This window comes from Actinacidiphila guanduensis (assembly GCF_900103985.1).
Classification (GTDB): Bacteria; Actinomycetota; Actinomycetes; order Streptomycetales; family Streptomycetaceae; genus Actinacidiphila; species Actinacidiphila guanduensis.
On record NZ_FNIE01000005.1, the window covers coordinates 92,493 to 115,433 of the forward strand.

Below are 22,941 nucleotides of genomic sequence, written 5' to 3' on the forward strand. Positions count from 1 at the left end.
CTGAAAGAATAGGCAACGCTTCAACTACATCGATGGAGAGTGCCCCCGTGCAGGACGCCGGGCCAGACGCCCCCGCCCAGTTCACCGCCGACCCCGCCGCACCGCCCGCCCCCACCGCGGCCGGCTCCCGCCACCCCCGTCACCCCCTATCGCGGCAGCAAGCAGGCCGCGAGCACCGCGACACCGGCCTCGTCGTCACCCTCGTCCTGGGCGGACTGACCGCGCTCCCCCCGCTGTCCATGGACATGTACCTGCCCGCACTGCCGCGGGTCTCCGACGCCCTGCACGCCTCCGCGGCCACCGTGCAGCTCACCTTGACCGCGTGCCTGGCCGGCATGGCGCTCGGCCAGCTCGTCGTCGGGCCGCTCAGCGACCGCTGGGGCCGCCGCCGTCCGCTGCTGGCCGGCATGGTGATCTACGTCCTGGCCACCGCCGTGTGCGCCTTCGCCGCCTCCGCGCCCCTGCTCATCGGCTTCCGCCTGGTCCAGGGCCTGGCCGGCGCAGCCGGCATCGTGATCTCCCGGGCCGTGGTCCGCGACCTCTACGACGGCCTGGCGATGGCCCGCTTCTTCTCCACCCTGCTGCTGATCTCCGGCGTCGCCCCCATCGTCGCGCCCGTCATCGGCGGCCAGATCCTGCGGCTGACCAGCTGGCGCGGGGTCTTCGTGGTCTGCACGGTGATCGGCACCCTGCTCACCGCCGTCGTCTGGCGCCGCCTGCACGAGACACTGCCGCCCGAGCGGCGCCACAAGGGAGAGCTGAAGTCCACCTTCGGCGCCATGAAGGTGCTGCTCGCCGACCGCGTCTTCACCGGCTACGTGCTCGCCGGCAGCTTCGCCTTCGCCGCGCTGTTCACCTATGTCTCCGCCTCCTCCTTCGTCGTCCAGGACATCTACGGCGCCTCCCCGCAGACCTTCAGCCTGCTCTTCGGCCTGAACTCCGTCGGCATCGTCGGCGTCGGCCAGCTCAACGGCAAGGTGCTCGTCGGCCGCGTCGACATGGACCGGGTGCTGGCCGTCGGGCTGGTGCTGATCGGCCTGTCCACCGCCGCCCTGGTGGTGCTCACCACCGGCGTCCTCGGCAAGGCGACGCTCCCCGAGATCGCGGCCTCGCTCTTCGTGATGATGGCCTCCATGGGCCTGGTGCTGCCCACCACCAACACCCAGGCGCTGCTGCGCACCAAGAACAACGCCGGCTCGGCCTCCGCGCTGCTGGGCACGTCCTCCTTCCTGATCGGAGCGGTGCTCTCGCCGCTGGCGGGCGTGGCCGGCGACGGCACCGCGGTGCCCATGGCGATCACCCAGCTGACCTGCGTCGTGGTCGCCGTGGCGAGTTTCGTCGGGCTCTGCCTGCGCGGTCGGCGTACGGTGGAAGCACCCTAGACCCTCGGGAGGAAGCGATGTCCGACGATCCGGACGAGCGCACCTGGGCGTTCAAGACCGCAGACAGCACACTGCACACGGGCGGCGAGCACACCGTGGACCCGGAGGACCTGGTGATGGCCTCCGGCCGGGACTGCACCCCGGAGCTGATCGAGAAGGCCCGCAAGGCACTGGAGGAACATGGCCCCGCCGCTGTCGAGAGGTACCTGCCCTGAGGCGGGTCTCGACACCGACGAGATCGCCCGGATCGTCCCCGAGCTGACCTCGTACCTCGCGCCGGACCCCGCCGCCGGCCGGCCCCGCCCCTGGTGCGCGGGCGCGGTCGTGCTGGCCGGCCGGGGCCGCGACGTGGTCCTGCACGAGGGCGTCGGATGGGCGGTCCGCTACGGCGGCTACGACGAGGCGGCCGACACCGGCATCGAACTGCCCCGCGAGCAGTGGGTGCCGGCCGCCCCGGACACCGTCTTCGACCTGGCCTCGGTCACCAAGCTCTTCACCGCCGTCGCCGCCGTACGGCAGATCGAGGCCGGCACGCTCGCCCTGGACGCCCCGGTTGCCGCCTACGAGCCGGCGCTGAAAGCCGCCGCCGCGCACGGCATCACCCTGCGCCACCTGCTCACCCACACCTCCGGGCTGCGCCCCGAACTGCCGCTCCACGACGAGCCGGACGCCGCCGCGCGCGCCGCCCGCCTCGCCGCCGAGGAGCCGCTGACCCCGCCCGGCACCGCCCGCTGCTACTCCGACCTCAACCTGCTGCTGCTCCAGACCGTGCTGGAGTCCGTCACCGGCAGCGGCGTCGACCGGCTCATCGCCGACGGCATCACCACCCCGCTCGGCATGACCGCCACTCGCTTCCGCCCGCCCGCCTCCTGGCGCCCCCGCATCGCCGCCACCGAGGACCAGCGCAGGCCCTGGGGCAAGCTCGACCGCGGCATGGTGCACGGCATCGTCCACGACGAGAACGCGTACGCGATGGGCGGTGTCGCGGGCCACGCCGGGCTGTTCTCCACTGCCTGGGACCTCGCCCTGTTCTGCCGCGCCCTGCTCGACGGCCGGCACGAGGGCATCGACGGTGTGCTCGGCCGCGACGCGGTGCGGCTGCTGCTCGGCGGGGTGCCCGGGCCCGACGGGGAGCGCCGCCCGCTGGGCTTCGAGGCCGACCAGCCCTGGTTCATGGGCGAGTTGGCCGGGCGCGGGGCGCTCGGGCACACCGGGTTCACCGGCACCGGGCTGGTGCTGGACCCGGCCACCGACACCTTCCTGGTGCTGCTCGCCAACTCCGTGCACCCCTCCCGTACCTGGCGCGAGGGCAGCGCACCCCGGGCCGCGGCCGCCACCCGGCTCGCCCGCGCCGTCCGTTCGCCCCGAGCCGCTTCCTGAGCCCGTTCCCGCCCCCGGGCCGGGCGGGAGCTGCCATCATGGGGCGATCCGGGCGGCGGCAGGGCGCGGCCCGACCGAGGGGCCGGGGGGCCGCGTGGCGCAGAGCGTGACACCGACGAGAGCGCCGGCACGGCGGCGGCCCCTGGGCTACGGGGAGGCGCTCGGCCGGCTGCGTGACGCCCAGAAGAGCGCCAAGGGCGTCTCGCTGTACTCCCGTTACGTCAACCGCCCGGTCGGCCGGCTGTTCGCCGCCACGGCCTACCGGCTCGGACTGACGCCCAATCAGGTCACGCTGCTCAGTGCCGCCTTCAGTGGCGCAGGTATCGCCGCCCTCGCGCTGGCCGCCCCGTCCTGGCCGCTGGCCGTCGCCGTCTACGCGGCCCTGGCTCTCGGTTTCGCCCTCGACTCCGCCGACGGCCAGCTCGCCCGGCTGCTCGGAGCCGGCGGCCCGGCCGGCGAGTGGCTGGACCACGTGGTCGACTGCGCCAAGATCACCGCCCTGCACGCGGCCGTGCTCATCACCTTCCACCAGCACTTCGACCTGCCCGGCGACGGCTGGCTGCTGCTGCCGCTCGGCTTCCAGCTCACCGCCGTGCTGGTCTTCTTCGGCGGGCTGCTCACCGACAAGCTCACCCCGAAGCCGCCGCCGGGGCAGCCCGCCCCCACCCCGTCACGGCTGCGCGCCGTCGCCCTGCTGCCCGCCGACTACGGCGTCCTGTGCGCGGTGTTCCTGCTGCTCGGCAGCCAAAGCGCCTTCCGCTGGGCCTACGCGGCCTTCTTCGCAGTGCACGCGCTCTTCCTGCTGGCCTTCCTCACCAAGTGGTTCCGGCAGCTCAGAGCGCTTCCGGCGAGCCGACCGCCTGCGCCGGCCGCCCCGGCGCCGGTGCGCTGAGCGCGTCGAGCGCCTTGCGCAGCAAGGTACTCGAGGTGTGCACGGTGTAGGGGAAGTAGACGACCTCCACACCGACGGCCGCGAAGTCCCGCTCCAGCTTCAGCCCCTTGTCGGTGCCGCGCCAGTCGTCGCCCTTGAAGATCACGTCGAAGCGGACCTGCCGCCACGTCTCCAGCTTCTCCGGCACCGTCTCCACGAAGGCCGCGTCCACCCAGCGCACGCTGCGCACGATCTCCAGCCGCTCCACCAGCGGCACCACCGGCCGCCGCCCCTTGGCGAGTTCGGCCATCTCGTCGGAGACCACGCCCGCCACCAGGTAGTCGCACTGGCTGCGGGCATGCCGCAGGATGTTCAAGTGCCCGACGTGGAAAAGGTCGTAGACCCCTGGCGCGTACCCCACCCGATGCTGCACGATGCGACCCCCCAGCCGTACGTCTGCGCCGGGAGCACGCTCCCCGGCACTGTCGAGTCTTTGACGATAGCCGGGTGTATGGCGGTCAACGGGGGATTTGCCGAAAGCCAACGCTCGGCAAGCGCCGGTGTGATGGACTGGTGAATGGTTAAGGTGGGCACTTGTCCGAGTCTGGGGGGAAGGAACACTCCGTGTCATCGTCGGGTGCCCGCCGTCTGCTGCTGGTCTCCACCAACTACGCGCCGGAACACGCCGGAATAGCGCCCTACGCCACGCAGATCGCCGAACACTGGGCGGCGGGCGGTGCGGAGGTGCACGTGCTCACCGGGATGCCGCACTACCCCGCCTGGCGGCTCGACCCCGCCTACGCGGGTGTGGAGCGGGTCGTCGAGGAGCGCGCGGGGGTGCGGGTGCACCGCCGCGGCCACGTGGTGCCCGCGCGTCAAACCGCCCTGAACCGCGCCCGGTTCGAGGCGTCCGTGCTGCGCGGCGGCCGCGACGAGCCGGAGGGCATGGGCCGCCCGGACGCGGTGTTCGCCCAGATGCCGAGCCTGGCCGGCGGCCTGCTCGCCGCCCGGGCCGCACAGCGGCACGGCGTCCCCTTCATCCCCGTCGTGCAGGACCTGATGGGCGCGGCCGCGGCCCAGAGCGGCATCCGCGGCGGCGGCCCAGCGGCGCTCGTCGCCGGCCGCGTCGAGCGGCACGTGCTGCGGCAGGCCGCGCTGGTCGGGGTGATCCACGAGTCCTTCACGCCGAAGGTCGAGGCGATGGGCGTGCCGGGCGAGCGGGTCCGGGTGGTGCCCAACTGGTCCCACATCAGGCGCCCTTCACGCTCCCGCGAGGAGATGCGGGCCCGGCTCGGCTGGCGCCCCGGCCAGGTGGTGCTGCTGCACTCGGGCAACATGGGCCTCAAGCAGGGGCTGGAGGTGCTGGTCGAAACGGCCCGCTCCGCACCGGAGTTGCGGGTGGTGCTCATGGGCGACGGCAACCAGCGCGAGCACTTGAGGGCACTGGCCGGCGGCCTGCCCAACCTGGACTTCATGCCGCCCGCGGCGGACGAGGAGTTCGCCGACGTGCTCGCCGCCGCCGACGTCCTCGCGGTCACCCAGCGCGCCTCCGTCCGCGACATGAGCCTGCCGTCCAAGCTCACCTCGTACTTCGCGGCGGGCCGCCCCGTCCTCGGCTCCGTCGCCCCGGACAGCGGCACCGCCCTGGAGATCACCCGCTCCGGCGCGGGCGTCAACGTGCCCCCGGAGTCCGCCCCCGCGATCCTCACCGCGCTGGCCTCCCTGACCGCGGACCCCGACCGCATGGCCGCCCTGGCCGCGGCCGGCCCCGCCTACGCGGAGGCTCACCTGACCCCGGCGGCGGGCCTCGCCCGCATCGACGCCCTCCTGACCGAAGCGCTCTCCCTGGCCCCGCCGCCCCCGCCGAGGCCCTCGGCCGCGCCGGCTGTGGGTGCCGGGAGCCCCGAAGCGGCCGCGGAACGGACGGGTGCGGAGCCGAGCGCGAGCCGCGAGCAAACAGCCGCCCCCGCGCGGACGTTGCCGCCCCCGCCGACCGCGCCTGCCGTTCCACCGAAGCCCTCCGCGGCTCCGGACATCGGGACGGCGGCGGGCCCGGACGGCGAGCAGCCGCGGGACGAGGACACGGGCGACGGAACGGACGATCCGGCCGCGGCGCCGCACACCGCGGCCGACGACGAGAAGGACACCCCGGCGGGCAGCGGCGCGGCCGTGCCGGCGGGGAGCGGGAGCCAGGGGGGCACCGGGGCGGCGGAGGCCGCCGCGGGGGAGAAGGAGGGGCTCGGTGGCTGACGGGAACACGGACGGGGAGGACGTCGACCTCGTACGGGACCAGGTCCGGCAGATCCTGCGCTACCGCGGGCTGATCGCGGCCGGGATCGCCGTCGGCCTGGCCGGGGGCGCGTACCTCGCGGTCGGCGGCGCCGACACGTACACGGCGACCAGCGAGGTGATGGTCAGGGCCGCCACCGCGGACCCCTTCGCCACGGGCGCCACCGCCGACAAGAACATCGACATCGGCACCGAGCGCCAGACGGCGATGAGCACGAAGATCACCGACGCCGCCGCCAAGGCGGTCCGGGCGCCCGCCAGGAAGCTGGCGCACTGCCTCCAGGTCACCAACCCGCCCAACACCCTGGTGCTGCGCTTCTCGTGCAGCGCGAGCACCGGCCGCGACGCCGCCGACTGGGTGAACGCCGTCACCACCGCCTACCTCGCCGACCGCCGGGCGCAGACGAACTCCACCATCGACAAGATGGTGGCCGGCTACAAGAGCCAGCTCGACCCGCTGACCAAGCAGCGCAACGACCTGCTCGACCAGATCAGGAACACCAGCAACTCCCAGAGCGTCGGCAGCCTCGTCTCGCTGCAGACCAACCTGCTGAGCAAGATCACCGAACTCCAGGGCGACATCGCCGACTTGAAGGCCCTGGACACCACTCCCGGCACCGTCATCAAGCCCGGCACCGTGCCCCGCTCGCCCTCCGGCCCCGGCCTGCCGCTCATGCTGGGCCTGGGCCTCGGTGTCGGAGTGGCGCTCGGCCTGCTGGCCGCCTGGGTACGGCTGATCTTCGACCCGCGGCCCCGCTCGGTGGGCGAGGTCACCCGGGTGATGGACGCGCCCGTGCTCGGCACCCTGCCCCGCCACCGGGCCCGCGAGCAGCGGCAGTTGCTCGCCGGCGGCCATTCCGGCGGCCGCCTCGCCGAGGAGTACCGCGCCATCGCCTTCCGGCTCGGCCACGACAAGCGGTTCGCCGAGCGCCGCCGGCTGCTCGTCGTCGCCCCGCGCGGCACCGGCGACACTCCGGCCGCCGTCGCGGTCAACCTGGCCGCGTCCTTCGCCGAGATGGGCCGCGAGGTGCTGCTCGTCGAGGCCGACCTGCGCACCCCCTCCCTCTCCGGGCGCCTGCCCTCCGCCGACCCGGCCCGCCCCGGCTGGGCCCGTGCACCCGGCGTCGGCGAAGGCGGCTGGCCCGCCGGACTCCAACTGCCCGTGGACGCAGGCGAGTCGGGCTCCTTCGACCTGGTGCCCGGCCGCCGCGTGCGCAACGTCGCCCGCGCGCTGACCTCCGCCCCGGCCAGCCGGCTGTTCGCCGAGGCCGACGAGCCCGGCACGGTGGTGGTCGTCCTCGCCCCCGCGCTGCTCGCCTACGCCGACGCGCTCGCCGTGGCCGACCGGGTGGACGGCGTGGTCGTCGTGTGCGACCCGCGCGAGGTGCACCGCGAGGACCTGGCCCGGGTGCGGGAGCTGATCGAGGGCGCCGGGGGAGCGGTCCTCGGCACGGTGCTGCACCGCTCCGACCCGCCGCCCGGATCGCGCCTGCGGCTGCCCGGCCGCAGGCGCCGCGCCACCCCGGGTGCCCGCACCGAACCGCCCACCGAACCGGCCCCTGCCTCCCCGGAACGCCACCCGGTCCCTTGACGGGCCCCGCCCCGCGGCGGCACCCCACCTCCGCGGCCCCCGGGGCCGTCCCCGCACCTTTCCCGCCGACTCCCTCGGTGCTTCCCCCGGTGTCTCCCTCGGGCCCGACGCCGGACGCGACGGCAGGGCCGGCGCACGAGCCGATGGGCGAGCCCGCCCACGAAGCGATCCACGAAGCGATCCAGGAACCGGCGCACGAGCCGACCCACGCAGCCGCGCCCGCCGGCCTGCCGGCCTGGCTCGACGCCGACCCGGCGGAAGAGCCGGAGCCCGCACAGGCCACCGAGGAGTGGCCGCGGCACGCGCTGCTCGCCGAGCCGGGCACGGGTGCCGACGCCCGCACCGGCACAGGTGTCGGCGCCGACACGGTCCTCGGCAACGGCACTGCCGCGGTCCACGCGTGGGCCGACGACGCCGACTCCCACGCCGATCCGTTCGCGAACCCGGCCGGCGAGGCACGGCACCGTCCCCACCCGCAGGACGTGGACCACTGGGCGGGCCCGGCCGTCTTCGCCGAACCCCTCACCGACGGGCTGCCCCGCGCCCGGGCGGACGCCGGCCTGTGGGCGGACCCGATCCCGGACCGGGAATCCCACGCCGGCGGGAGCACGGCGGCCGACCCCTGGGCCGGACCCGCGGTCCATCCGGAGGGCACGCAACTCCGCGGGCACAGCGTCCCGTTCGAGCAGAGCGTCCCCTTCGACGAGGCCGAGCCCTTCGACCGGGCGGACCCCTACGAGTGGAGCGCGTCCTTCGAAGGGCGCGGGCCCTCGGAGCGGCGCAAAGCCGCTGGACACGCGGAAACCGCCCCCACCGCGGACCCCGCCGGGCCCGGCGGGAAGGGCAGCGCCGCCGCCATCGCCAGCTCCGTCGCCGACCAGGGCGTCGCCGCCTTCACCAACATCATCGTGCTGGTGGTTGCCGCCCGGCTCTCCTCCGCGGCCGCCTTCTCGGTGTTCTCCATGGTGTACATGGTCTTCACCGTGCTGCTCGGCGTGAACGTCTCCTACGTCGGCCAGGCGCTCGTCCTGGAGCGCGGCTCGGAGCGGGTACGGGCCGCGTGCCGCTCGGCCGTGGCCTTCACCGCGACCGCCTCCGCCCTGCTCGGCTGGTCCATGGCCGCGGTGCTGGCCTTCACCGGCGGGACGACCGCCCACGGCCTGGCCGTCCTCGGCGCCGTCCTGCCGATCGTCCTCACCCAGGACGGCATGCGCTACTGCTTCTCCGCGCTGCGCCTGCCGCACCTCGCCCTTGTGGCCGACACCGTACGGCTGCTGGTGGCCGTCCCCGCGCTCGCCGTGCAGCCGCAGGGCACCGGCGCGGTGCGGCTGGTGGGGGTGTGGGGGCTGTCGGGCCTGCCCGCGCTGCTGGTGGCCGCGTTGCTGCTGCGGCCGCGGCTGAAGGGGGCGCCGGTCGACATCCTGCCGTACGTACGGCGCGGCCACCTCGGTCAGCGGTTCGTCGTGGAGTTCGGCGTCGGCAACGCCACGAGCCAGCTGGCGGTGGTCGGCCTCGGCCTGTTCGCCGCGCCGCTCGCCGTGGGCGCGCTCCGCGGCGCGACCACCCTCTTCGGCCCGATGAACGTCCTGTTCAACTCGGCCACCGCCTTCGGCCCGCCGCTCCTCAACCGCGTCCGCGGCACCACGGCCAAGGTGCGCGCCACGGTCGTCCTCGCCGCCGCCCTCGCGGGCACGGCGGTCGCGTGGACCGCCGTGCTGATGCTGCTCCCGGCCCACGCGGGCCGCCAGCTCCTCGGCGCCACCTGGTCCGCGTCCTCCGCCCTGCTCCCCGCCTCGGGCAGCCAGTACGCCTGCATCGCTCTGGGCACCAGCGCCCTGCTCACCCTCCGCGTCCTCCAGCCTCGCGCCACCCTCCCCATCCAGGTCGCCTTCTCCCTCACCTCGGTGGTCCTGATGCTGCTGGGCTACCACCTCGACGGCGTCCTGGGCGCGGCCTGGGGCCTGGCCCTGGGCTCCCTGCTGAAGGCGGCCGCCCTGTGGCTCCGCATCAGCAGGGAACAGAGCCGGAGCCAATAGGGTGCGCGCACGGAGGGGGGCAGAACGGCTCCCCGCCTCCTTTTTTTGGGACGCCCCTCCGCCTCCGGGCGCTGGAGTCACTGTCGACAGTCGACCGTGCTCGATCTCCTCGTTCCTCGGAGACCTCCGCGCGCTCTCCTTTTCGACAGCGACGCGCCCTTCGGCTCCAGGGCTTTTCACCTCCCGCTGGTTCCTGCTTACGGGCACCCCCGCCGGGAGCCCTTTGTGATTACTGGCGCCCCGCTCGGAGTGCGGTGACGCTCAGGGCGAAGTCGAGGGTGCCGACGCCGTTGTTGGCGAGGCCGACGGTGAGGACGCCCGCTCCTTCCAGCCAGTGGGCCATCTTCAGGCCGCCGACGTCCCAGGGGCGCAGGCCGAGGCTTTCGACGAACGTCTCCACCCGGGCTTTGGCGCGGGCGTCGTCGCCGGCGAGGAAGACGTCGGGGCGTCCCTTCTCCAGGACGTGGCGGAAGACGGTGTTGAACGCCTTCACCACGGTGGCGCTCGCCGGGGCCGCCTTGGCGGCTTCCTGGGCGATCGAGGTCTCCTCGCGGTGGGCGAGGCCGTCGAAGGTGGCGTTGAAGGGGTTGCTGATGTCGACGATCACCTTGCCGGCGAGCGCGTCCCCGTAGTGGGTGACGGCCGGCACGACACCGTCGTACAGCAGGGCCACGATGACGATGTCCCCGGCCGGGGCGGTGCCCCATGCGCCGGTCGTGGTGCCGCGGCCGAGGGCCTCGGCGAGGTCCGCGGCCTTGGCCTGGTCGCGGCCCATGATCTCGACGGTGTTGCCGCCCGCCAGGGCCCGCGCGCCGATGGTGCGGGCCATGTTGCCGGTGCCGATGATGCTGATGCTGCTCATGAGAGATGTCCCCTGGGTGCGCGGGTGCCGGGTTCAGAGTGCGGTGGTGCCGCCGTCGGCGACGAGTTCCATGCCGTTGACGTAGCTGGAGTCGTCGGAGGCGAGGAAGAGGGCCGCGGTGGCGATCTCGTCGGGGCTGCCCATCTGCCCGCGGGGGATCAGGGACTCGAACTGGCGCTTGGTGGCCTCGTCGAAGAGTTCTTCCTGCTTGGCGGTGGCGACCTGGCCGGGGGTCAGGACGTTGACGCGGATGCGGCGGTCCTTGAGTTCGTTGAGCCAGACCCGGGCCCATGCCTGCTGGACGGCCTTGCTGCCGGCGTAGACGCTCCAGCCGGGGAAGGCGCCCAGGGAGGCGTTGGAGCCGGTCATGAGGATGGATCCGCCGTCGTTGAAGAGCGGCAGGGCCTTCTGGACCGTGAACAGGGTGCCGCGGGCGTTGAGCCCGAACCAGGTGTCGAACTGGGCCTCGGTGATCTCACCGAGCGGGGCGGGCTCGCCGCCGCCGGCACTGGCCCACAGCACGTCGATGCTGCCCTTCTCGCGCTTGACGGTGTCGTACAGGCGGTCCAGGTCGTCCAGGTTCGCGGCGTCGCCCTGCACGCCGGTGACGTTGCGGCCGATCTGCCGCACGGCCTCGTCCAGGGCGTCCTGGCGGCGGCCGGTGATGAAGACGTGGGCTCCCTCCGCCACGAACAGCTTGGCGCCGGCCAGCGCCATGCCGGTGGACCCTCCGGTGATGACCGCTACCTTGCCGTCCAGCTTCCCCATGATCGCTCCCTCGGTCGGTGGTGCCATGCGCACCTGCGGGAACGGTGTTATGTACACCGCCCTGTGTGGTTACCGTACGGGGTGAGGACGCCGCGCGCAAACTAAGTACACCGACCATTACCCAATCGAGGTAGACTGACCCCATGACGGAACTGGAGAAGGGACCCACCGGCCGCCGCCGCGGCCGCGGCGCCCGCGAACGCATCCTCGGGGCATCCCAGCGCCTCTTCCGCGAACAGGGCATCAACCGCACCGGCATGGACCAGCTCTGCGCCGCCGCCGAAGTCTCCAAGCGCACCGCCTACCAGCACTTCGCCGGCAAGGACGAACTCGTCACCGAATACCTGCGCCGCTTCGACCCCGCCGTTCTGTCCGACATCTTCGACCGCACCGACCTCACACCCCGCCAGCGCCTCCTGGCCGTCTTCGACGTCCCCCCCACCACGCCGCTGTGCCCCTACATCGCCACCGCCGTCGAACTCCACGACCCCCAGCACCCCGCGTCCCAATACGCACGCGACTACAAGAAGGCCGTCGCCGCCCGCCTCACCGACGCCGCCCGCGAAGCCGGCGCCACCGACCCCGAACAACTCGGCGAACAACTCGCCCTGCTCATCGACGGCGCCGCCGCCCGCACCCGCGTCCTGAACGCCGACGCCTTCCCCACCGCCGCCGCCATCGCCACCGCCCTCATCGACAACGCCCTCCCCGCCACGGCAGACCACGACCGGCAAGCGGAGGAAGTGCCCAGCTGACGGGGGCACTTCGCGCCGGCGGCTTCCTCAGCGCAGCGCCTTGCGGCCGTCCTCGAAGGTCGTCACCAGGGCCAGGCACACCAGGCCGATGCCGATCCGCCCCGCCGCCTGCAGCAGCGGGCCCCGCAGCAGGATGAACGAGTAGCCCGCGATCAGCGGGACCACCACCGCCGCCAGGGACCCCGATCGGGCGGTCGAGGACGTACGGCGGGCGTAGCGGGTGTCCGTGCGGGCGGCGGCGTGCCCGATCAGCAGGAAGGCCGCCGTCATGCCCAAGGGGCCGAAGTCCAGCCAGAGTTCGGCCCACAGCGGGGAGGAGAGGTTCGTGTTGGTCATGCCCATCCAGCGGCCGACCACGACGCCGGAGTCCTCGGGCTTGCCGTGCCAGACCGAGCGGGGGACGAAGAAGAAGACGTCGGCGGCCAGTTGGCGGCCGTCGGAGTGGCCGGCGCCGGACTCCACATAGGTCAGGGTGTTGGCGAACATCCCGATCTGGTCGTAGTCCTTGAGCGTCAGCGGCTCCAGGACGGAGGTGGACTGCACCGGGTGGTAGCCGCCGGAGTCGTAGCGGAAGCGGTCCAGGAACGGGAAGAGCAGCAGCGCGGCCACCACGCCGGTGACCAGGGCCGTGCGGTACACCACGGGGCTGCGTGGGAAAGCGGTGAAGAGGATCGCGAAGACGACCGTCAGGAACCAGTAACGCGGGTTGGACACCGGGTTGTTGACGATCACGTTGAGGACGGCCAGGCCCGCGAGCGCGACGATCGCCGGGAGGTTGCGGCGGGCCGCGCGCGAGAGCGTCATCCAGCGGATGAGCACCAGCAGCGCGAGCAGCGCCGGCACCGTGCCGAAACCGCGGATGAAGGCGGAGCCGACATGGCTGTCGCCCCCGCTGCCCGTGAGGCCGCTGGCCTGCACGGACTCGCTGATGCCCTGCCGGCTGGAGAAGAACACCCCGACACCGCCGAGCTTGACGATGCACAGCGCGCTGCCGACGTACGCCACCGCGATCAGCAGCCACAACCGGCGGCGGGAGACCAGGGCCTGGCGGCGCGGGCGGCGCGGTTCGGCCGGCCGGTAACGGGCCACCAGCGCGCCCACATCGAAGGCGACGCAGCCGATCAGCGTCAGCGACACCGCGAGCGCGGTGTCCGAGCGCGGCCCGACCACCGGGGTCGGCACCTGCCCGATCACGTCCTGCGCGAGCGGGGCGATGCCGAGCGCCACGTAGCAGAACAGCCAGAACGCGCCCTGCACCAGCCGCCGTCTGCGGGTGAGAACCATCGCGCACAACCGCACGCCCGCGTACACCGTCAGCGCCAACTGCAGCCAGAACGCGGTGTCGTGGACCCCCGTGCCCGGCTGCGCCAGCACATAACCGGGCAGCAGGCCCACCACGCCGATCACCAGCGGCACCGCCAGCGCCCGCGACAGCGCGGCCCTGGGCACGCGCGGCACGGCGACCCGCTGCCGCAGCCCGCCGCCGGTCTCCTCCTGCACCGCCCCCAGCGCCATACGCCCCTCGCCCCCTGCCCGTTCGGCCCAGCCTAGCGATCCCGCCCCGGCCGGCAGCGGCCTTTCGCCCGGTTCGGCCCGCGGCGGCAGCCATGGCCGGGATCGGGCCGGGGGCCGGGGCGGTACGTTCCTGCGGTGGCGGGCCGTCCGGAGCGGCCGCCGGAAGGAGTGCGCATGGCCGGGTCCGTGCCGAACGAGGGTCCCGCGCAGCCGCCCGCCGGGGGCGGCAGCTCGTGGGCGCCCCTGCGGCTGCCCATCTTCCGGTCGCTGTGGATCGCGCAGCTCGGCTCCAACGTCGGCACCTGGATGCAGACCGTGGGTGCCCAGTGGATGCTCGTCCACCAGCCCAACGCCCCCACCCTGACCTCCCTGGTGCAGGCCGCCTCGCTGCTGCCCGTGCTCTTCCTGTCGCTGCCGGCCGGTGTCCTCGCCGACGTGCTCGACCGCCGCCGCCTCCTGATCGTCCTGTCGGTGGCGATGACCGCGGTCAGCACCGCGCTCGCGATCCTCACCGCGGCGGGTCTGACCACCCCCTCGGTGCTCATCGCCCTGGTCTTCCTCATGGGCTGCGGCAGCGCCCTGACCGGCCCCGGCTGGCAGGCGATCCAGCCCGAACTCGTGCCGCGCGAGCAGATCCCCGCCGCCGCCTCGCTCGGCAGCCTCAACGTCAACCTCGCCCGCGCGGTCGGCCCGGCCCTGGCCGGTGTGCTGGTCGCCGCCACCGGCCCCGAGGTCGTCTTCGGCATCAACGCCGCCTCGTTCCTCGGCGTCGCCGCCGCCCTGGTCGCCTGGCACCGCGGCTCGCCCCAGGCGCAGGGCGTGCCCGAACGGATGCGCTCGGCCCTGTCGGCCGGTACCCGCTACGTGCGCAACGCGCCCGGCGTACGGCGGGTGCTGCTGCGCGCGGCGCTGTTCGTCGTCCCCGCCTCCGCGCTGTGGGGCCTGCTGCCGGTGGTCTCCTCGCAGCGGCTCGGCCTGGGCGCGGGCGGCTACGGCCTGCTGCTCGGCGCGCTGGGCGTGGGCGCCATCATCGGCGCCGTCACGATCAAGCGGGTGCGCACCAAGGTCGGGCGCAGCCCGCTGCTCGCGCTCAGCAGCCTCGCCTTCGCCGCGGGTACCGCGGTCGCCGCCACCGTCACCCAGACCGCGGTGGTCGCCGTCCTCATGGTCGTCACCGGGACGGGCTGGCTCTACGCCCTGTCCACCCTCAACACCACCCTCCAACTCGCCCTGCCCGGCTGGGTGCGGGCCCGCGGGCTCGCCGTCTACCTGATGGTGTTCATGGGCGGCCAGGGCGTCGGGACCCTGGTGTGGGGCCTGCTCGCCGACGCCACCGGCACCCGCGGCACCCTGCTCGCCGCCGCCGCACTGCTGCTGCTCACCGCCGCCTCGCTGGCCCGCTGGCCGCTGCACGAGCGCACCGGCACCTTCGACCGGGAGATCGTCGCGCCCTGGCCCGAGCCGATGATCGGCGCCTCGGCCGAACCGGGGGACGGCCCCGTGCTGGTGGAGGTGACCTACGAGGTCGCCGACGGCCAACTGGCCGCGTTCCGGGCGGCGATGGCCGCGCTCGCCGTCTCCCGGCGCCGTACGGGGGCCGTGCACTGGTCGCTCTACGAGGACGCCGAGCAGCCCGGCAGCTGGGTCGAGGTCTTCGAGGTCCCCTCCTGGGAGGAGCACCTGCGCCAGCACGGCGGCCGGTTGACGGCGTACGACGCCGAACTCGCCGAGCGTGCCGCCGCCTTGGCGACGGGGGAACCGCGGGTACGGCACTTGGTGACGCCGCGGGGGTGAGGCGTTCGGACCGCTCGACGGGCCGGAACAGTGCGCGGTGGCTCGGCGGGCGTGCCCGCCGTTCGGCGGCGCCGAACAGCGGGCGGTGACCCCGCGGGCGTGAGGAGCGGTACGCAGTGCGGGTGGGCAATCGCCCGCGGGGGCCGCTTCGTTGCCGGTGTGCGGCTCGCCTTCGCGCGTACGCGGCCGGCAACCGCGGGCGGGGGCCCGGGACTTGTGGCGTGCGAGCCTCAAGGCGTACGGGCGCCCCGCCCTTCTGCTTCCGCTCAGCCGCCCTCGTACGCCCGGCGCAGCTCCGCGATGTCGAGCTTGTGCATCGTGAGCATCTTGGCCATCGCGCGGGCCGCCTTCTCCTGGTCCTCGCCGGCCGCCATCTCGATCAGCGCGTCCGGTACCACCTGCCAGGACACCCCGAAGCGGTCCTTCAGCCAGCCGCAGGGGCCCTCCTCGCCGCCGCCTTCGGTCAGCCGGCTCCAGTAGTAGTCGACCTCCTCCTGGTCGGCGCAGGGGATCTGGAAGGAGATCGCCTCGTCGAAGTGGAACTGCGGGCCGCCGTTGAGGCCCACGAAGCGCTGGCCGTTGAGGGTGAACTCCACGGTCAGCACCGAGCCGGGCTCACCCGGGCCGGCCTCGGTGTAGTGGCCCACCCGGCCGCGCGAGGAGTCCTTGAAGACCGACAGGTAGAAGTCGGCCGCCTCCTCCGCCTGGCCGTCGAACCACAGGCAGGTCGTCAGCTGCTTGTCCGATGCGGTCATCGGGTCCTCCGTGCTGTTGTCGGCCCTGGGGCCTTTTCCTGGCAGTTCCCGGTCGGTGCTCGGCCGGGGCCTTTTCGCTGCTTGGCCGGTGCTCGGCCGGTGCTTGGCCGGCGGGTCCGCGCGGGCCCTTTCCGGCGCCGTTTCCGTCCCTGTCGGGCCGTGTCGCGCGGTCGGGCTGTGCTCGGCTCCATCCGTCCTCGCCCGTCGGCTGCACCCGTCCTTGCTCGGCACCGTCCGGCACCGTCCGGTTCTTTCGCCGTACCCGCCGTGCCGGGCTCGTCGCCCCGGCAGGCCGGTCCGTCCCCCTTGAGACTGCCGCGGGCGGCGCGACTCATCGGTGCCGGCGGCGCCGATGTCCCGCCGATCCCCTGAATGCCCGGATGAATCCCCGGTTGCCCCACCTGGAAGGCCCGGCGCCGATAGGCTGGACGGGCGGTGCCAGGGGGGTGCCGCTGCTGCTTGCCCGTACGGCGGGCGGGCCGGCGCGCACCAGGGGGAGGCTTCGAGTGAGGGTCCTGCATGTCGTCACCCTGCACACGCCCACCAACGACTTCGGCGGCCCGACGCGGGTCGCGCTGAACCTCGCGCGGGGGCTGCGCGGCAAGGGCGTGGACGCGCGGATCGCGACCCTCGGCGACGGCTTCACCGGCCCGCTGCCCACCGAGCTGGAGGGCGTGCCGTCCTTCGTCCACCAGGCCCGGCACGTGCTGCCCGCCTTCGAGGTCAGCGGCATCACCTCGCCGGGACTGCTGGCGCGGGCGCGGCGGATGGTCAAGGGCGCCGACGTGGTCCACGTCCACCTCATGCGGGACCTGATCACGCTGCCGTTCGCGCTCATCGCCCTGGAGGCGGGGGTGCCGCTGGTGGTCCAGACGCACGGCATGATCGACCCGACGGAGAAGGTGTTCGCCAAGGCAGTGGACCTGCTCGGTATGAAGCGGGTGCTGCGCCGGGCCGACGCGATCCTGCACCTGACCGCCATGGAGCGCGACGGCGTGCAGGCCGTCGTCCCCGGCACCCCGCTGCGGACCTTCCACCGGCTGGTCAACGGCGTGGAACTGCAGGACCGCCGCCCGCCGTACACAGGGGAGCGCCCGCCGACGATCCTCTACCTGGCGCGCGTGCAGAAGCGCAAGCGGCCCGAGGACTTCGTGGCCGCGATGCCGGCGGTGCTGGCGGTCCACCCCGAGGCGCGCTTCGTCCTCGCCGGGCCCGACACGGGCGCGCTGACCGGGCCGATGCGGCAGATGGCGGCCGAACTCGGCGTGGCGCACGCGCTGGAGACGCCGGGGCCGCTCGGCCACGAGGACGTCCTGCGGCGGCTGCGCGAGGCCGATGTCTATGTGCTGCCGTCGGTGGTCGAGCCCTTCGCGGTCTCGCTGCTGGAGGCGATGTCCGTCGGCGTCCCCGTCGTGGCGGCCGCGACGGGCGGCCTGTCCCCGGACATCGAGGCCGCGGGAGCGGGCGTGATCACCGCGAGCCGCCCGGACGCCGACAACGGCCCCCTGGTCGCCTCGGCCGTCCTCGAACTCCTCGACCCCGCGACCCACGCGGCAGCCTCGACGGCGGCGTGGTCCCTCATCAGGGACCGCTTCTCGATCGACGCGGTGGTCTCCGACCTCCTCTCCCTCTACGAATCCGTCCGCACCCACCACTGAGCCGTTCCGCACCCCTCCCGGCACGGTCCGTGTGCCGGTGGCATCGGGTTGGATGAGCCCATGACCGTCCACGACGTGGCCCGGCGGCTGCCCGCCATCGCCGACCTGCGGAACCTGTGCCGTTCGCTGGCAATGCTCGAGGCGATCCTGAGCCCGGACTGGGAAGCCCGGTACCACTCCTTCGACGCCCGTCGGGCCGACGACGAGGAGATGGCCTCGATGCGCAACGGGTCGGGAGACGAGTACGCGATCGTGTTCTCCGCGGCCGGGGCCTATGTGCGCGGCTTCGACCACGAATCACCGATGAGCCCTTTCGTCAACGATGGCGAGCCCTGGCCGGGCGTGGTGGACGAAGTCCCCGAGCGCTTCAGGCCCTTCGTGGAAGAGCCGGCGTTCACCGACCACGAGGGCGTGCCGGTGGTGACGGCCTGCCTGTGGCGGGGACCGACGGATGAGCGCTGGCACCACGGGGCGATCGACTTCCCCGAGGGCAGCGCCGATCCCGATGGGGCGACGGGGCTCTTCGGCCTCCTGACCGACGGTTCCGCGGAAGCCATCCAGCGATTCGCCGAGAACTACTACGAGGTCCCCGTCGCTCTGGAAGGCGTGCGCCATGTCCGGGCATTGCGGCCGCTCCACCAGCACGTCGTATCGCTGCTGAACCCCGCGGCCGACCTGGCGGCCCTGTCCCGGGACATCGCCGAGATCGGCTATCCCCACCTGGCCGCACCCCACGACAGCACAAACCGAGGCCGTTGAGCTGCGGGTTCCGCCTCGGTCCTCGTCCAACGTCTTCCGCTCCGACCTGAACGGTGGCAGCTCCCCGGTGGACGTGGCCTCGACCTGACGGGGTACTACTACTCCTACACGTGAGCCGGTCCTCGGTCGAAGCCGTTCCCGGCAGCACCGGCTGCTGGGAACGGCCTCGGCGGGGCCCGCACACAGAAGCACGCCGCTGTGGCCCGGCCGGGCGCGCGCCCGGCCGGGGCCGCGGGCGCAACCGGCCCCAGCCGTACGGGGTGAGGCGCAACCGGCCCCAGCCGTACGGGAGTTGAGAAACACCCTCGGGCGGGTACGAAACAACAGGGCTACCCCCGCGCCCCACACGCCACCCCCGTGCGCCGGGAGTACGCGGCTCTATACACCCTCGGGCTGACGGAGTTCGACACGCAGGTTAACTCTGTCATGACATCGACTCGAATATGCGCAATCGGCAGCGAAGTGGGGCCCGGGTGCCCTAGCGTTCGCTCGTAGTCACGGTGCGCCAGCACTTGGGGAAGTGCTGGGGCACCGCCCGTTGCGAGTAGGTCGCTATGTGCCAGGGGGGTCCATGCGGCGTATCGAAGCAAATCCAGCACCGAGCGCAGCGTCCGGCATACCCGTCGAGAGCGAGGCGAGACCCGGGCGGAGCATGGCTCCGCACACGGCAGGCACAAGGGCATCGGGAACCACCGATGCCCTTGGCGTGCCCGGGGGTTACGGCGTCCGCGCGCTGACCGGACGCGGCCGCGCCCACCCGAGGCGCGAGGCCCGGCCCGGCGAGAAGCCCGACTGGTACCTGCCGCTCGCCCTGTGTGCCGACGCGCTGGCCGGTGTGCCCGTCACCGCCCTGCTCGCCGGGCACGTCCCGCACGCCGCGGCTGCCGGTCTCCTCACCGCCGCCGCCTGGATCGCCGTACGGGCCGCCCGCCGCCGCTACACCCCCGCCGTCCTCGGCGAGGCGCGGGCGGCGGGACTGCTGGCGGTCGCGGGCGACTGGATGGTGCTGCTCGGGGTCCTGGCCGTGCTGCGGACCGCCTTCGGCGACACCGTGAGCCCCGGCCGGGCGCTGGCCGGGCTGACCGCGGCGCCCGTACTGGCGCTGACCGCCGGCACCGTCACCCGCCGCCACCTGCTGGCCGTCCGGCGCACCCCGCACGCCGTACGCCGGGTGCTCGTGGTCGGCGAGCCCGCCACCGCCGATCTCGTGGTGGACCACCTCGCCCAGCGGGCCGAACACCCCTACGTGGTCGCGGCCGTGGTGCCGGTGGGCGCCGCCCGGCTGGAGTGCGGGGCGGCGGTGACCGCCCGGCTCGGGCCGGTGCCGCCGACCGGGCCCGCCGAGGACGCCGGCATCGTGCTGGGCGCCGTCCGCGAGCACAAGGCCGACCTGGTGCTGGTCGCGCCCGGGCCGCGGCTGGCCGCCGAGCGGCTGCGCCGGCTGTCGTGGGCGCTGCACGACGCGGACGTCCCGCTCGCGGTGCTGCCGGGCCTGATCGACGTCGGTGTGCGCAGGGTCCAACTGGACGCGCCCGCCGGGCTCGCCATGCTGCACATAGCCCCGCCGGTGCGTGCCGGAGCGCAGGTGGCGCTGAAGACGGCCGTGGACCGTACCGGTGCCGCGCTCGGACTCCTGCTGCTCGTCCCGCTGTTCGCGGTGCTGGCCGCCGCCGTGCGCTGCACCTCGCGCGGCCCCGTCTTCCACCGGCAGACCCGGCACGGCCGGGCCGGCGCGCCCTTCACCATGTGGAAGTTCCGCACGATGGTGGCCGACGCGGAGGCCCGCAAGGCCGAGTTGGAGCGCGCGGGCGGCAACGAGAACGACGGCCTGATGTTCAAGATGCGGCACGACCCGCGGATCACCCGGGTCGGCCGGTTGCTGCGCCGCTGGTCGCTGGACGAACTGCCGCAGCTGGTCAATGTGTTGCGCGGCGAGATGTCCCTGGTGGGCCCGCGCCCGCCGCTGCCGGAGGAGGTCGCCCGCTACGACGAGCTGGCGCTGCGCCGGCTCGCGGTCAAGCCGGGCATCACCGGGCTGTGGCAGGTCAGCGGCCGCAGCGAGCTGTCCTGGGACGAGACGCTGGCGATCGACCTGCGCTACGTGGACAACTGGTCGCTGGCGAGCGACGTGGACGTGATGGCGCGCACTCTGCGGGCCGTGGTCGACGGACGCGGGGCCTTCTAGTGGACCTGCTGCCCACCCCGCCGCACCGCGGCCCCATCCGCCCGGCCTGTGACCGCGCTCCGGCCGAAGCGGGCTGCGCGGCAGCCGCGTCGGCCGGCGCGCCCGCCGAACGGTGCCGCGCCGCAGGCGCGTTCGCCGCCGACGGACCGGGCGCCCCCGCGCTACGCCACCGGCGCGGCCTCCTGCTGGGACCGCCACTCCTCGTACACCGCGGCGATGCCCTCGCGCAGCGCGATGCGCGGACGCCAGCCCAGCGACTGCAGGCGCGAGACGTCGAGCAGCTTGCGCGGGGTGCCGTCCGGCTTGGTCGTGTCCCAGCCGATGGCGCCGCGGTAGCCGACCACCTCCCGTACGGTCTCGGCGAGTTCGCGGATCGTCAGGTCCTCGCCGCAGCCGACGTTGACCGGTTCGTCGCCGTCGTAGCGCCGCAGCAGCAGCGCGCACGCGTCGGCGAGGTCGTCCACGTGCAGGAACTCCCGGCGTGGGGTGCCGCTGCCCCACAGCACGAGTTCGGGCAGCCCGTCGCGCGCGGCCTCGTGGAAGCGGCGGATCAGCGCGGGCAGCACGTGCGAGGTGGCGAGGTCGAAGTTGTCGCCGGGTCCGTAGAGGTTGGTGGGCATCGCCGAGATGTAGCCGGCGCCGTACTGCCGCCGGTAGGACTGCACCTGGACGATGCCGGCGATCTTGGCGAGCGCGTACGCCTCGTTGGTCGGCTCCAATGGGCCGGTGAGCAGGGCGTCCTCACGGATGGGCTGCGGGGCGAGCCGCGGGTAGATGCAGCTGGAGCCCAGGAACAGCAGCCGGGGGACGCCCGCTTCGTGGGCGCCGGCCACCACGCTGAGCTGGATGCGGAGGTTGTCCTCCAGGAACTGCACGGGGTAGGTGGCGTTGGCCATGATCCCCCCGACCCGGGCCGCGGCGAGCACCACGGCGTCCGGACGGGTCTGCCGCAGGTAGCCGGCGGTGGCCGCCGCGTCCCGCAGGTCGAGTTCGGTGCGGGGCCGGGTCAGCACGGTGTGGCCGTCGGCGGTGAGCCTGCGGGCCACCGCCGAGCCGACGAGCCCGCGGTGGCCGGCGACGAATATCCGGGCCCTGGACGGCAGCAGTTCGGTCATGGGCGCGATTGTGCCATTCCGGGCCGCACCTTAGTGCGTATTCCCGCCATTTCCTGACGAACCGGGATCCGGGCTGATCGACTGCCGCCCGGAACCGGAACCGTTCCCTCCGGCGGCACTTCAGGCGTGCCGCATCCCGATTCCACGCACCACTCGACCACTTGGGGGATCCACCGTGGGCAAGACCGCCCTCATCACCGGCGTGACCGGGCAGGACGGCTCGTATCTGGCCGAGCTGCTGCTGTCCAAGGGCTACACCGTGCACGGCATCGTGCGCCGGTCCTCGTCGTTCAACACCGAGCGGATCGACCACATCTACCAGGGCCCGCAGGAGGCGTACCGCTCGCTGCTGCTGCACCACGCCGACCTGTCCGACGGCGTCGCCCTGGTGAACCTGCTGCGCGAGGTGCGCCCCGACGAGGTCTACAACCTGGGCGCCCAGTCGCATGTGCGGGTCTCCTTCGACGCGCCCCTCTACACCGGTGACGTCACGGGCCTGTCCGCGCTGCGGCTGCTGGAGGCGGTACGGGCCAGCGGCATCGGCGCGCGCGTCTACCAGGCGTCCTCCTCGGAGATGTTCGGCGCCACCCCGCCCCCGCAGTCCGAGCGCACCCCGTTCCACCCGCGCAGCCCGTACGCCTGCGCGAAGGTCTTCGGCTACTGGGCGACGGTCAACTACCGGGAGGCGTACGGGATGTACGCCGTCAACGGCATCCTCTTCAACCACGAGTCGCCGCGCCGCGGGGAGACCTTCGTCACCCGCAAGATCACCCGCGCGGTGGCCCGCATCAAGGCGGGCCTGCAGGACCGGCTCTACCTCGGCAACCTCGACGCCGTACGCGACTGGGGCTACGCCCCGGAGTACGTCGAGGCGATGTGGCGGATGCTGCAGCGCGAGGAGCCGGAGGACTACGTGGTGGCCACCGGACAGGCCGCCACCGTACGGCAGTTCCTGGAGACCGCGTTCACGCACGCCGACCTGGACTGGTCGCAGTACGTCCGGTACGACCCCAAGTACGAGCGCCCCAGCGAGGTGGACGCGCTCATCGGCGACCCGGCCAAGGCCCGCGACCTGCTCGGCTGGGAGCCGCAGGTGAAGGTGGCCGAGCTCGCCCGGATCATGGTGGACGCCGACATCCGGCAGCTCGCCGACCAACTCGCGGGCGCGGGCGTCCGCATCGACCGGTGACCCTCGACAGCCGGTGACCCTCCCTCCCGTCCACGAC

18 protein-coding genes and 1 pseudogene are annotated in these 22,941 nt (G+C 73.6%); 13 read left to right on the forward strand and 6 right to left on the reverse strand.

The features are described from left to right. Positions 1-32 precede the first annotated feature (32 nt). From BLR33_RS12090 to BLR33_RS12105, 4 genes are all read left to right on the forward strand, one after another. The gene (locus BLR33_RS12090; protein WP_093784395.1) at positions 33-1,382 is read left to right on the forward strand and encodes a multidrug effflux MFS transporter; all 1,350 of its coding nucleotides are present in this window, start codon (positions 33-35) and stop codon (positions 1,380-1,382) included. A 17-nt stretch (positions 1,383-1,399) separates the two neighbouring features. Then, positions 1,400-1,597: a hypothetical protein gene (locus BLR33_RS12095; RefSeq protein WP_093784396.1), complete on the forward strand. Its 198-nt coding sequence runs from the start codon at positions 1,400-1,402 to the stop codon at positions 1,595-1,597. Next, complete coding sequence (locus BLR33_RS12100; protein ID WP_093784397.1) at positions 1,563-2,762, forward strand: serine hydrolase domain-containing protein; 1,200 nt, start codon at positions 1,563-1,565, stop codon at positions 2,760-2,762. The genes BLR33_RS12095 and BLR33_RS12100 overlap by 35 nt, the downstream gene beginning before the upstream one ends. Positions 2,763-2,931: 169 nt before the next feature. Continuing rightward, positions 2,932-3,654, forward strand: a complete 723-nt coding sequence (locus tag BLR33_RS12105) for a CDP-alcohol phosphatidyltransferase family protein (RefSeq protein ID WP_093784767.1) — start codon at positions 2,932-2,934, stop codon at positions 3,652-3,654. Here the strand turns inward: BLR33_RS12105 and BLR33_RS12110 are convergent. Beyond that, the gene (locus tag BLR33_RS12110; RefSeq protein ID WP_176930263.1) at positions 3,596-4,069 is read right to left on the reverse strand and encodes an adenylyltransferase/cytidyltransferase family protein; all 474 of its coding nucleotides are present in this window, start codon (positions 4,067-4,069) and stop codon (positions 3,596-3,598) included. The two genes, BLR33_RS12105 and BLR33_RS12110, sit on opposite strands and share 59 nt — an antisense overlap. A gap of 218 nt (positions 4,070-4,287) precedes the next feature. Between BLR33_RS12110 and BLR33_RS12115 the strand changes: the two are divergent. The 3 genes and pseudogenes from BLR33_RS12115 to BLR33_RS12125 form a co-directional block, all read left to right on the forward strand. After that, positions 4,288-5,502, forward strand: a pseudogene (locus BLR33_RS12115) (glycosyltransferase); the annotation flags it as partial. Between the two features lie 373 nt (positions 5,503-5,875). After that, positions 5,876-7,513 carry a tyrosine-protein kinase family protein gene (locus BLR33_RS12120; RefSeq protein WP_093784399.1) on the forward strand — a complete coding sequence of 546 codons (1,638 nt, stop codon included), beginning with the start codon at positions 5,876-5,878 and terminating at the stop codon, positions 7,511-7,513. A gap of 857 nt (positions 7,514-8,370) precedes the next feature. Then, positions 8,371-9,549 (forward strand): MATE family efflux transporter, encoded by a 1,179-nt coding sequence (locus BLR33_RS12125; RefSeq protein WP_093784769.1) that lies wholly within the window; start codon positions 8,371-8,373, stop codon positions 9,547-9,549. A gap of 229 nt (positions 9,550-9,778) precedes the next feature. Here the strand turns inward: BLR33_RS12125 and BLR33_RS12130 are convergent, their stop codons facing one another. Both BLR33_RS12130 and BLR33_RS12135 read right to left on the reverse strand, forming a co-directional pair. Next, positions 9,779-10,411, reverse strand: a complete 633-nt coding sequence (locus tag BLR33_RS12130; protein WP_093784400.1) for an NADPH-dependent F420 reductase — start codon at positions 10,409-10,411, stop codon at positions 9,779-9,781. Positions 10,412-10,444: 33 nt separating this feature from the next. Then, positions 10,445-11,179 carry an SDR family NAD(P)-dependent oxidoreductase gene (locus BLR33_RS12135; RefSeq protein ID WP_093784401.1) on the reverse strand — a complete coding sequence of 245 codons (735 nt, stop codon included), beginning with the start codon at positions 11,177-11,179 and terminating at the stop codon, positions 10,445-10,447. Between the two features lie 143 nt (positions 11,180-11,322). Between BLR33_RS12135 and BLR33_RS12140 the strand changes: the two genes are divergently transcribed. Then, positions 11,323-11,934: a TetR/AcrR family transcriptional regulator gene (locus BLR33_RS12140; RefSeq protein ID WP_093784402.1), complete on the forward strand. Its 612-nt coding sequence runs from the start codon at positions 11,323-11,325 to the stop codon at positions 11,932-11,934. A 27-nt stretch (positions 11,935-11,961) separates the two neighbouring features. Here BLR33_RS12140 and BLR33_RS12145 read toward each other — a convergent pair whose 3' ends face one another. Next, on the reverse strand, positions 11,962-13,449 hold the full coding sequence (locus tag BLR33_RS12145; RefSeq protein WP_245771356.1) for a hypothetical protein: 1,488 nt from the start codon (positions 13,447-13,449) through the stop codon (positions 11,962-11,964). A gap of 174 nt (positions 13,450-13,623) precedes the next feature. Between BLR33_RS12145 and BLR33_RS12150 the strand changes: the two genes are divergently transcribed. Further along, positions 13,624-15,243, forward strand: a complete 1,620-nt coding sequence (locus tag BLR33_RS12150) for an MFS transporter (RefSeq protein ID WP_093784403.1) — start codon at positions 13,624-13,626, stop codon at positions 15,241-15,243. A 266-nt stretch (positions 15,244-15,509) separates the two neighbouring features. Here BLR33_RS12150 and BLR33_RS12155 read toward each other — a convergent pair whose 3' ends face one another. Beyond that, a complete protein-coding gene (locus BLR33_RS12155; RefSeq protein WP_093784404.1) occupies positions 15,510-15,998 on the reverse strand; it encodes a VOC family protein in 489 nt (162 codons plus the stop codon). 506 nt (positions 15,999-16,504) lie between these two features. Between BLR33_RS12155 and BLR33_RS12160 the strand changes: the two genes are divergently transcribed. From BLR33_RS12160 to BLR33_RS12170, 3 genes are all read left to right on the forward strand, one after another. Beyond that, the gene (locus BLR33_RS12160) at positions 16,505-17,656 is read left to right on the forward strand and encodes a glycosyltransferase (protein WP_093784405.1); all 1,152 of its coding nucleotides are present in this window, start codon (positions 16,505-16,507) and stop codon (positions 17,654-17,656) included. A 60-nt stretch (positions 17,657-17,716) separates the two neighbouring features. Continuing rightward, positions 17,717-18,415, forward strand: coding sequence for a hypothetical protein (locus tag BLR33_RS12165; protein WP_093784406.1), 699 nt, complete (start codon positions 17,717-17,719; stop codon positions 18,413-18,415). Positions 18,416-19,121: 706 nt separating this feature from the next. Continuing rightward, the gene (locus BLR33_RS12170) at positions 19,122-20,600 is read left to right on the forward strand and encodes a sugar transferase (protein WP_245771357.1); all 1,479 of its coding nucleotides are present in this window, start codon (positions 19,122-19,124) and stop codon (positions 20,598-20,600) included. Between the two features lie 161 nt (positions 20,601-20,761). Here BLR33_RS12170 and BLR33_RS12175 read toward each other — a convergent pair whose 3' ends face one another. Further along, positions 20,762-21,715, reverse strand: coding sequence for a GDP-L-fucose synthase family protein (locus BLR33_RS12175; protein ID WP_093784408.1), 954 nt, complete (start codon positions 21,713-21,715; stop codon positions 20,762-20,764). A gap of 175 nt (positions 21,716-21,890) precedes the next feature. On the opposite strand from BLR33_RS12175, the gene gmd reads away from it, so the two are divergent. Next, on the forward strand, positions 21,891-22,904 hold the full coding sequence (gene gmd / locus BLR33_RS12180; RefSeq protein WP_093784409.1) for a GDP-mannose 4,6-dehydratase: 1,014 nt from the start codon (positions 21,891-21,893) through the stop codon (positions 22,902-22,904). The last annotated feature ends 37 nt before the right edge of the window (positions 22,905-22,941 follow it).

Coding starts and splice junctions, on each gene's coding strand:
- BLR33_RS12090 (WP_093784395.1), top strand. CDS start 33: ATGGAGAGTGCCCCCGTGCAGGACGCCGGGCCAGACGCCCCCGCCCAG.
- BLR33_RS12095 (WP_093784396.1), top strand. CDS start 1,400: ATGTCCGACGATCCGGACGAGCGCACCTGGGCGTTCAAGACCGCAGAC.
- BLR33_RS12100 (WP_093784397.1), top strand. CDS start 1,563: ATGGCCCCGCCGCTGTCGAGAGGTACCTGCCCTGAGGCGGGTCTCGAC.
- BLR33_RS12130 (WP_093784400.1), bottom strand. CDS start 10,411: ATGAGCAGCATCAGCATCATCGGCACCGGCAACATGGCCCGCACCATC.
- BLR33_RS12135 (WP_093784401.1), bottom strand. CDS start 11,179: ATGGGGAAGCTGGACGGCAAGGTAGCGGTCATCACCGGAGGGTCCACC.
- BLR33_RS12140 (WP_093784402.1), top strand. CDS start 11,323: ATGACGGAACTGGAGAAGGGACCCACCGGCCGCCGCCGCGGCCGCGGC.
- BLR33_RS12145 (WP_245771356.1), bottom strand. CDS start 13,449: ATGGCGCTGGGGGCGGTGCAGGAGGAGACCGGCGGCGGGCTGCGGCAG.
- BLR33_RS12150 (WP_093784403.1), top strand. CDS start 13,624: ATGGCCGGGTCCGTGCCGAACGAGGGTCCCGCGCAGCCGCCCGCCGGG.
- BLR33_RS12155 (WP_093784404.1), bottom strand. CDS start 15,998: ATGACCGCATCGGACAAGCAGCTGACGACCTGCCTGTGGTTCGACGGC.
- BLR33_RS12165 (WP_093784406.1), top strand. CDS start 17,717: ATGACCGTCCACGACGTGGCCCGGCGGCTGCCCGCCATCGCCGACCTG.
- BLR33_RS12175 (WP_093784408.1), bottom strand. CDS start 21,715: ATGACCGAACTGCTGCCGTCCAGGGCCCGGATATTCGTCGCCGGCCAC.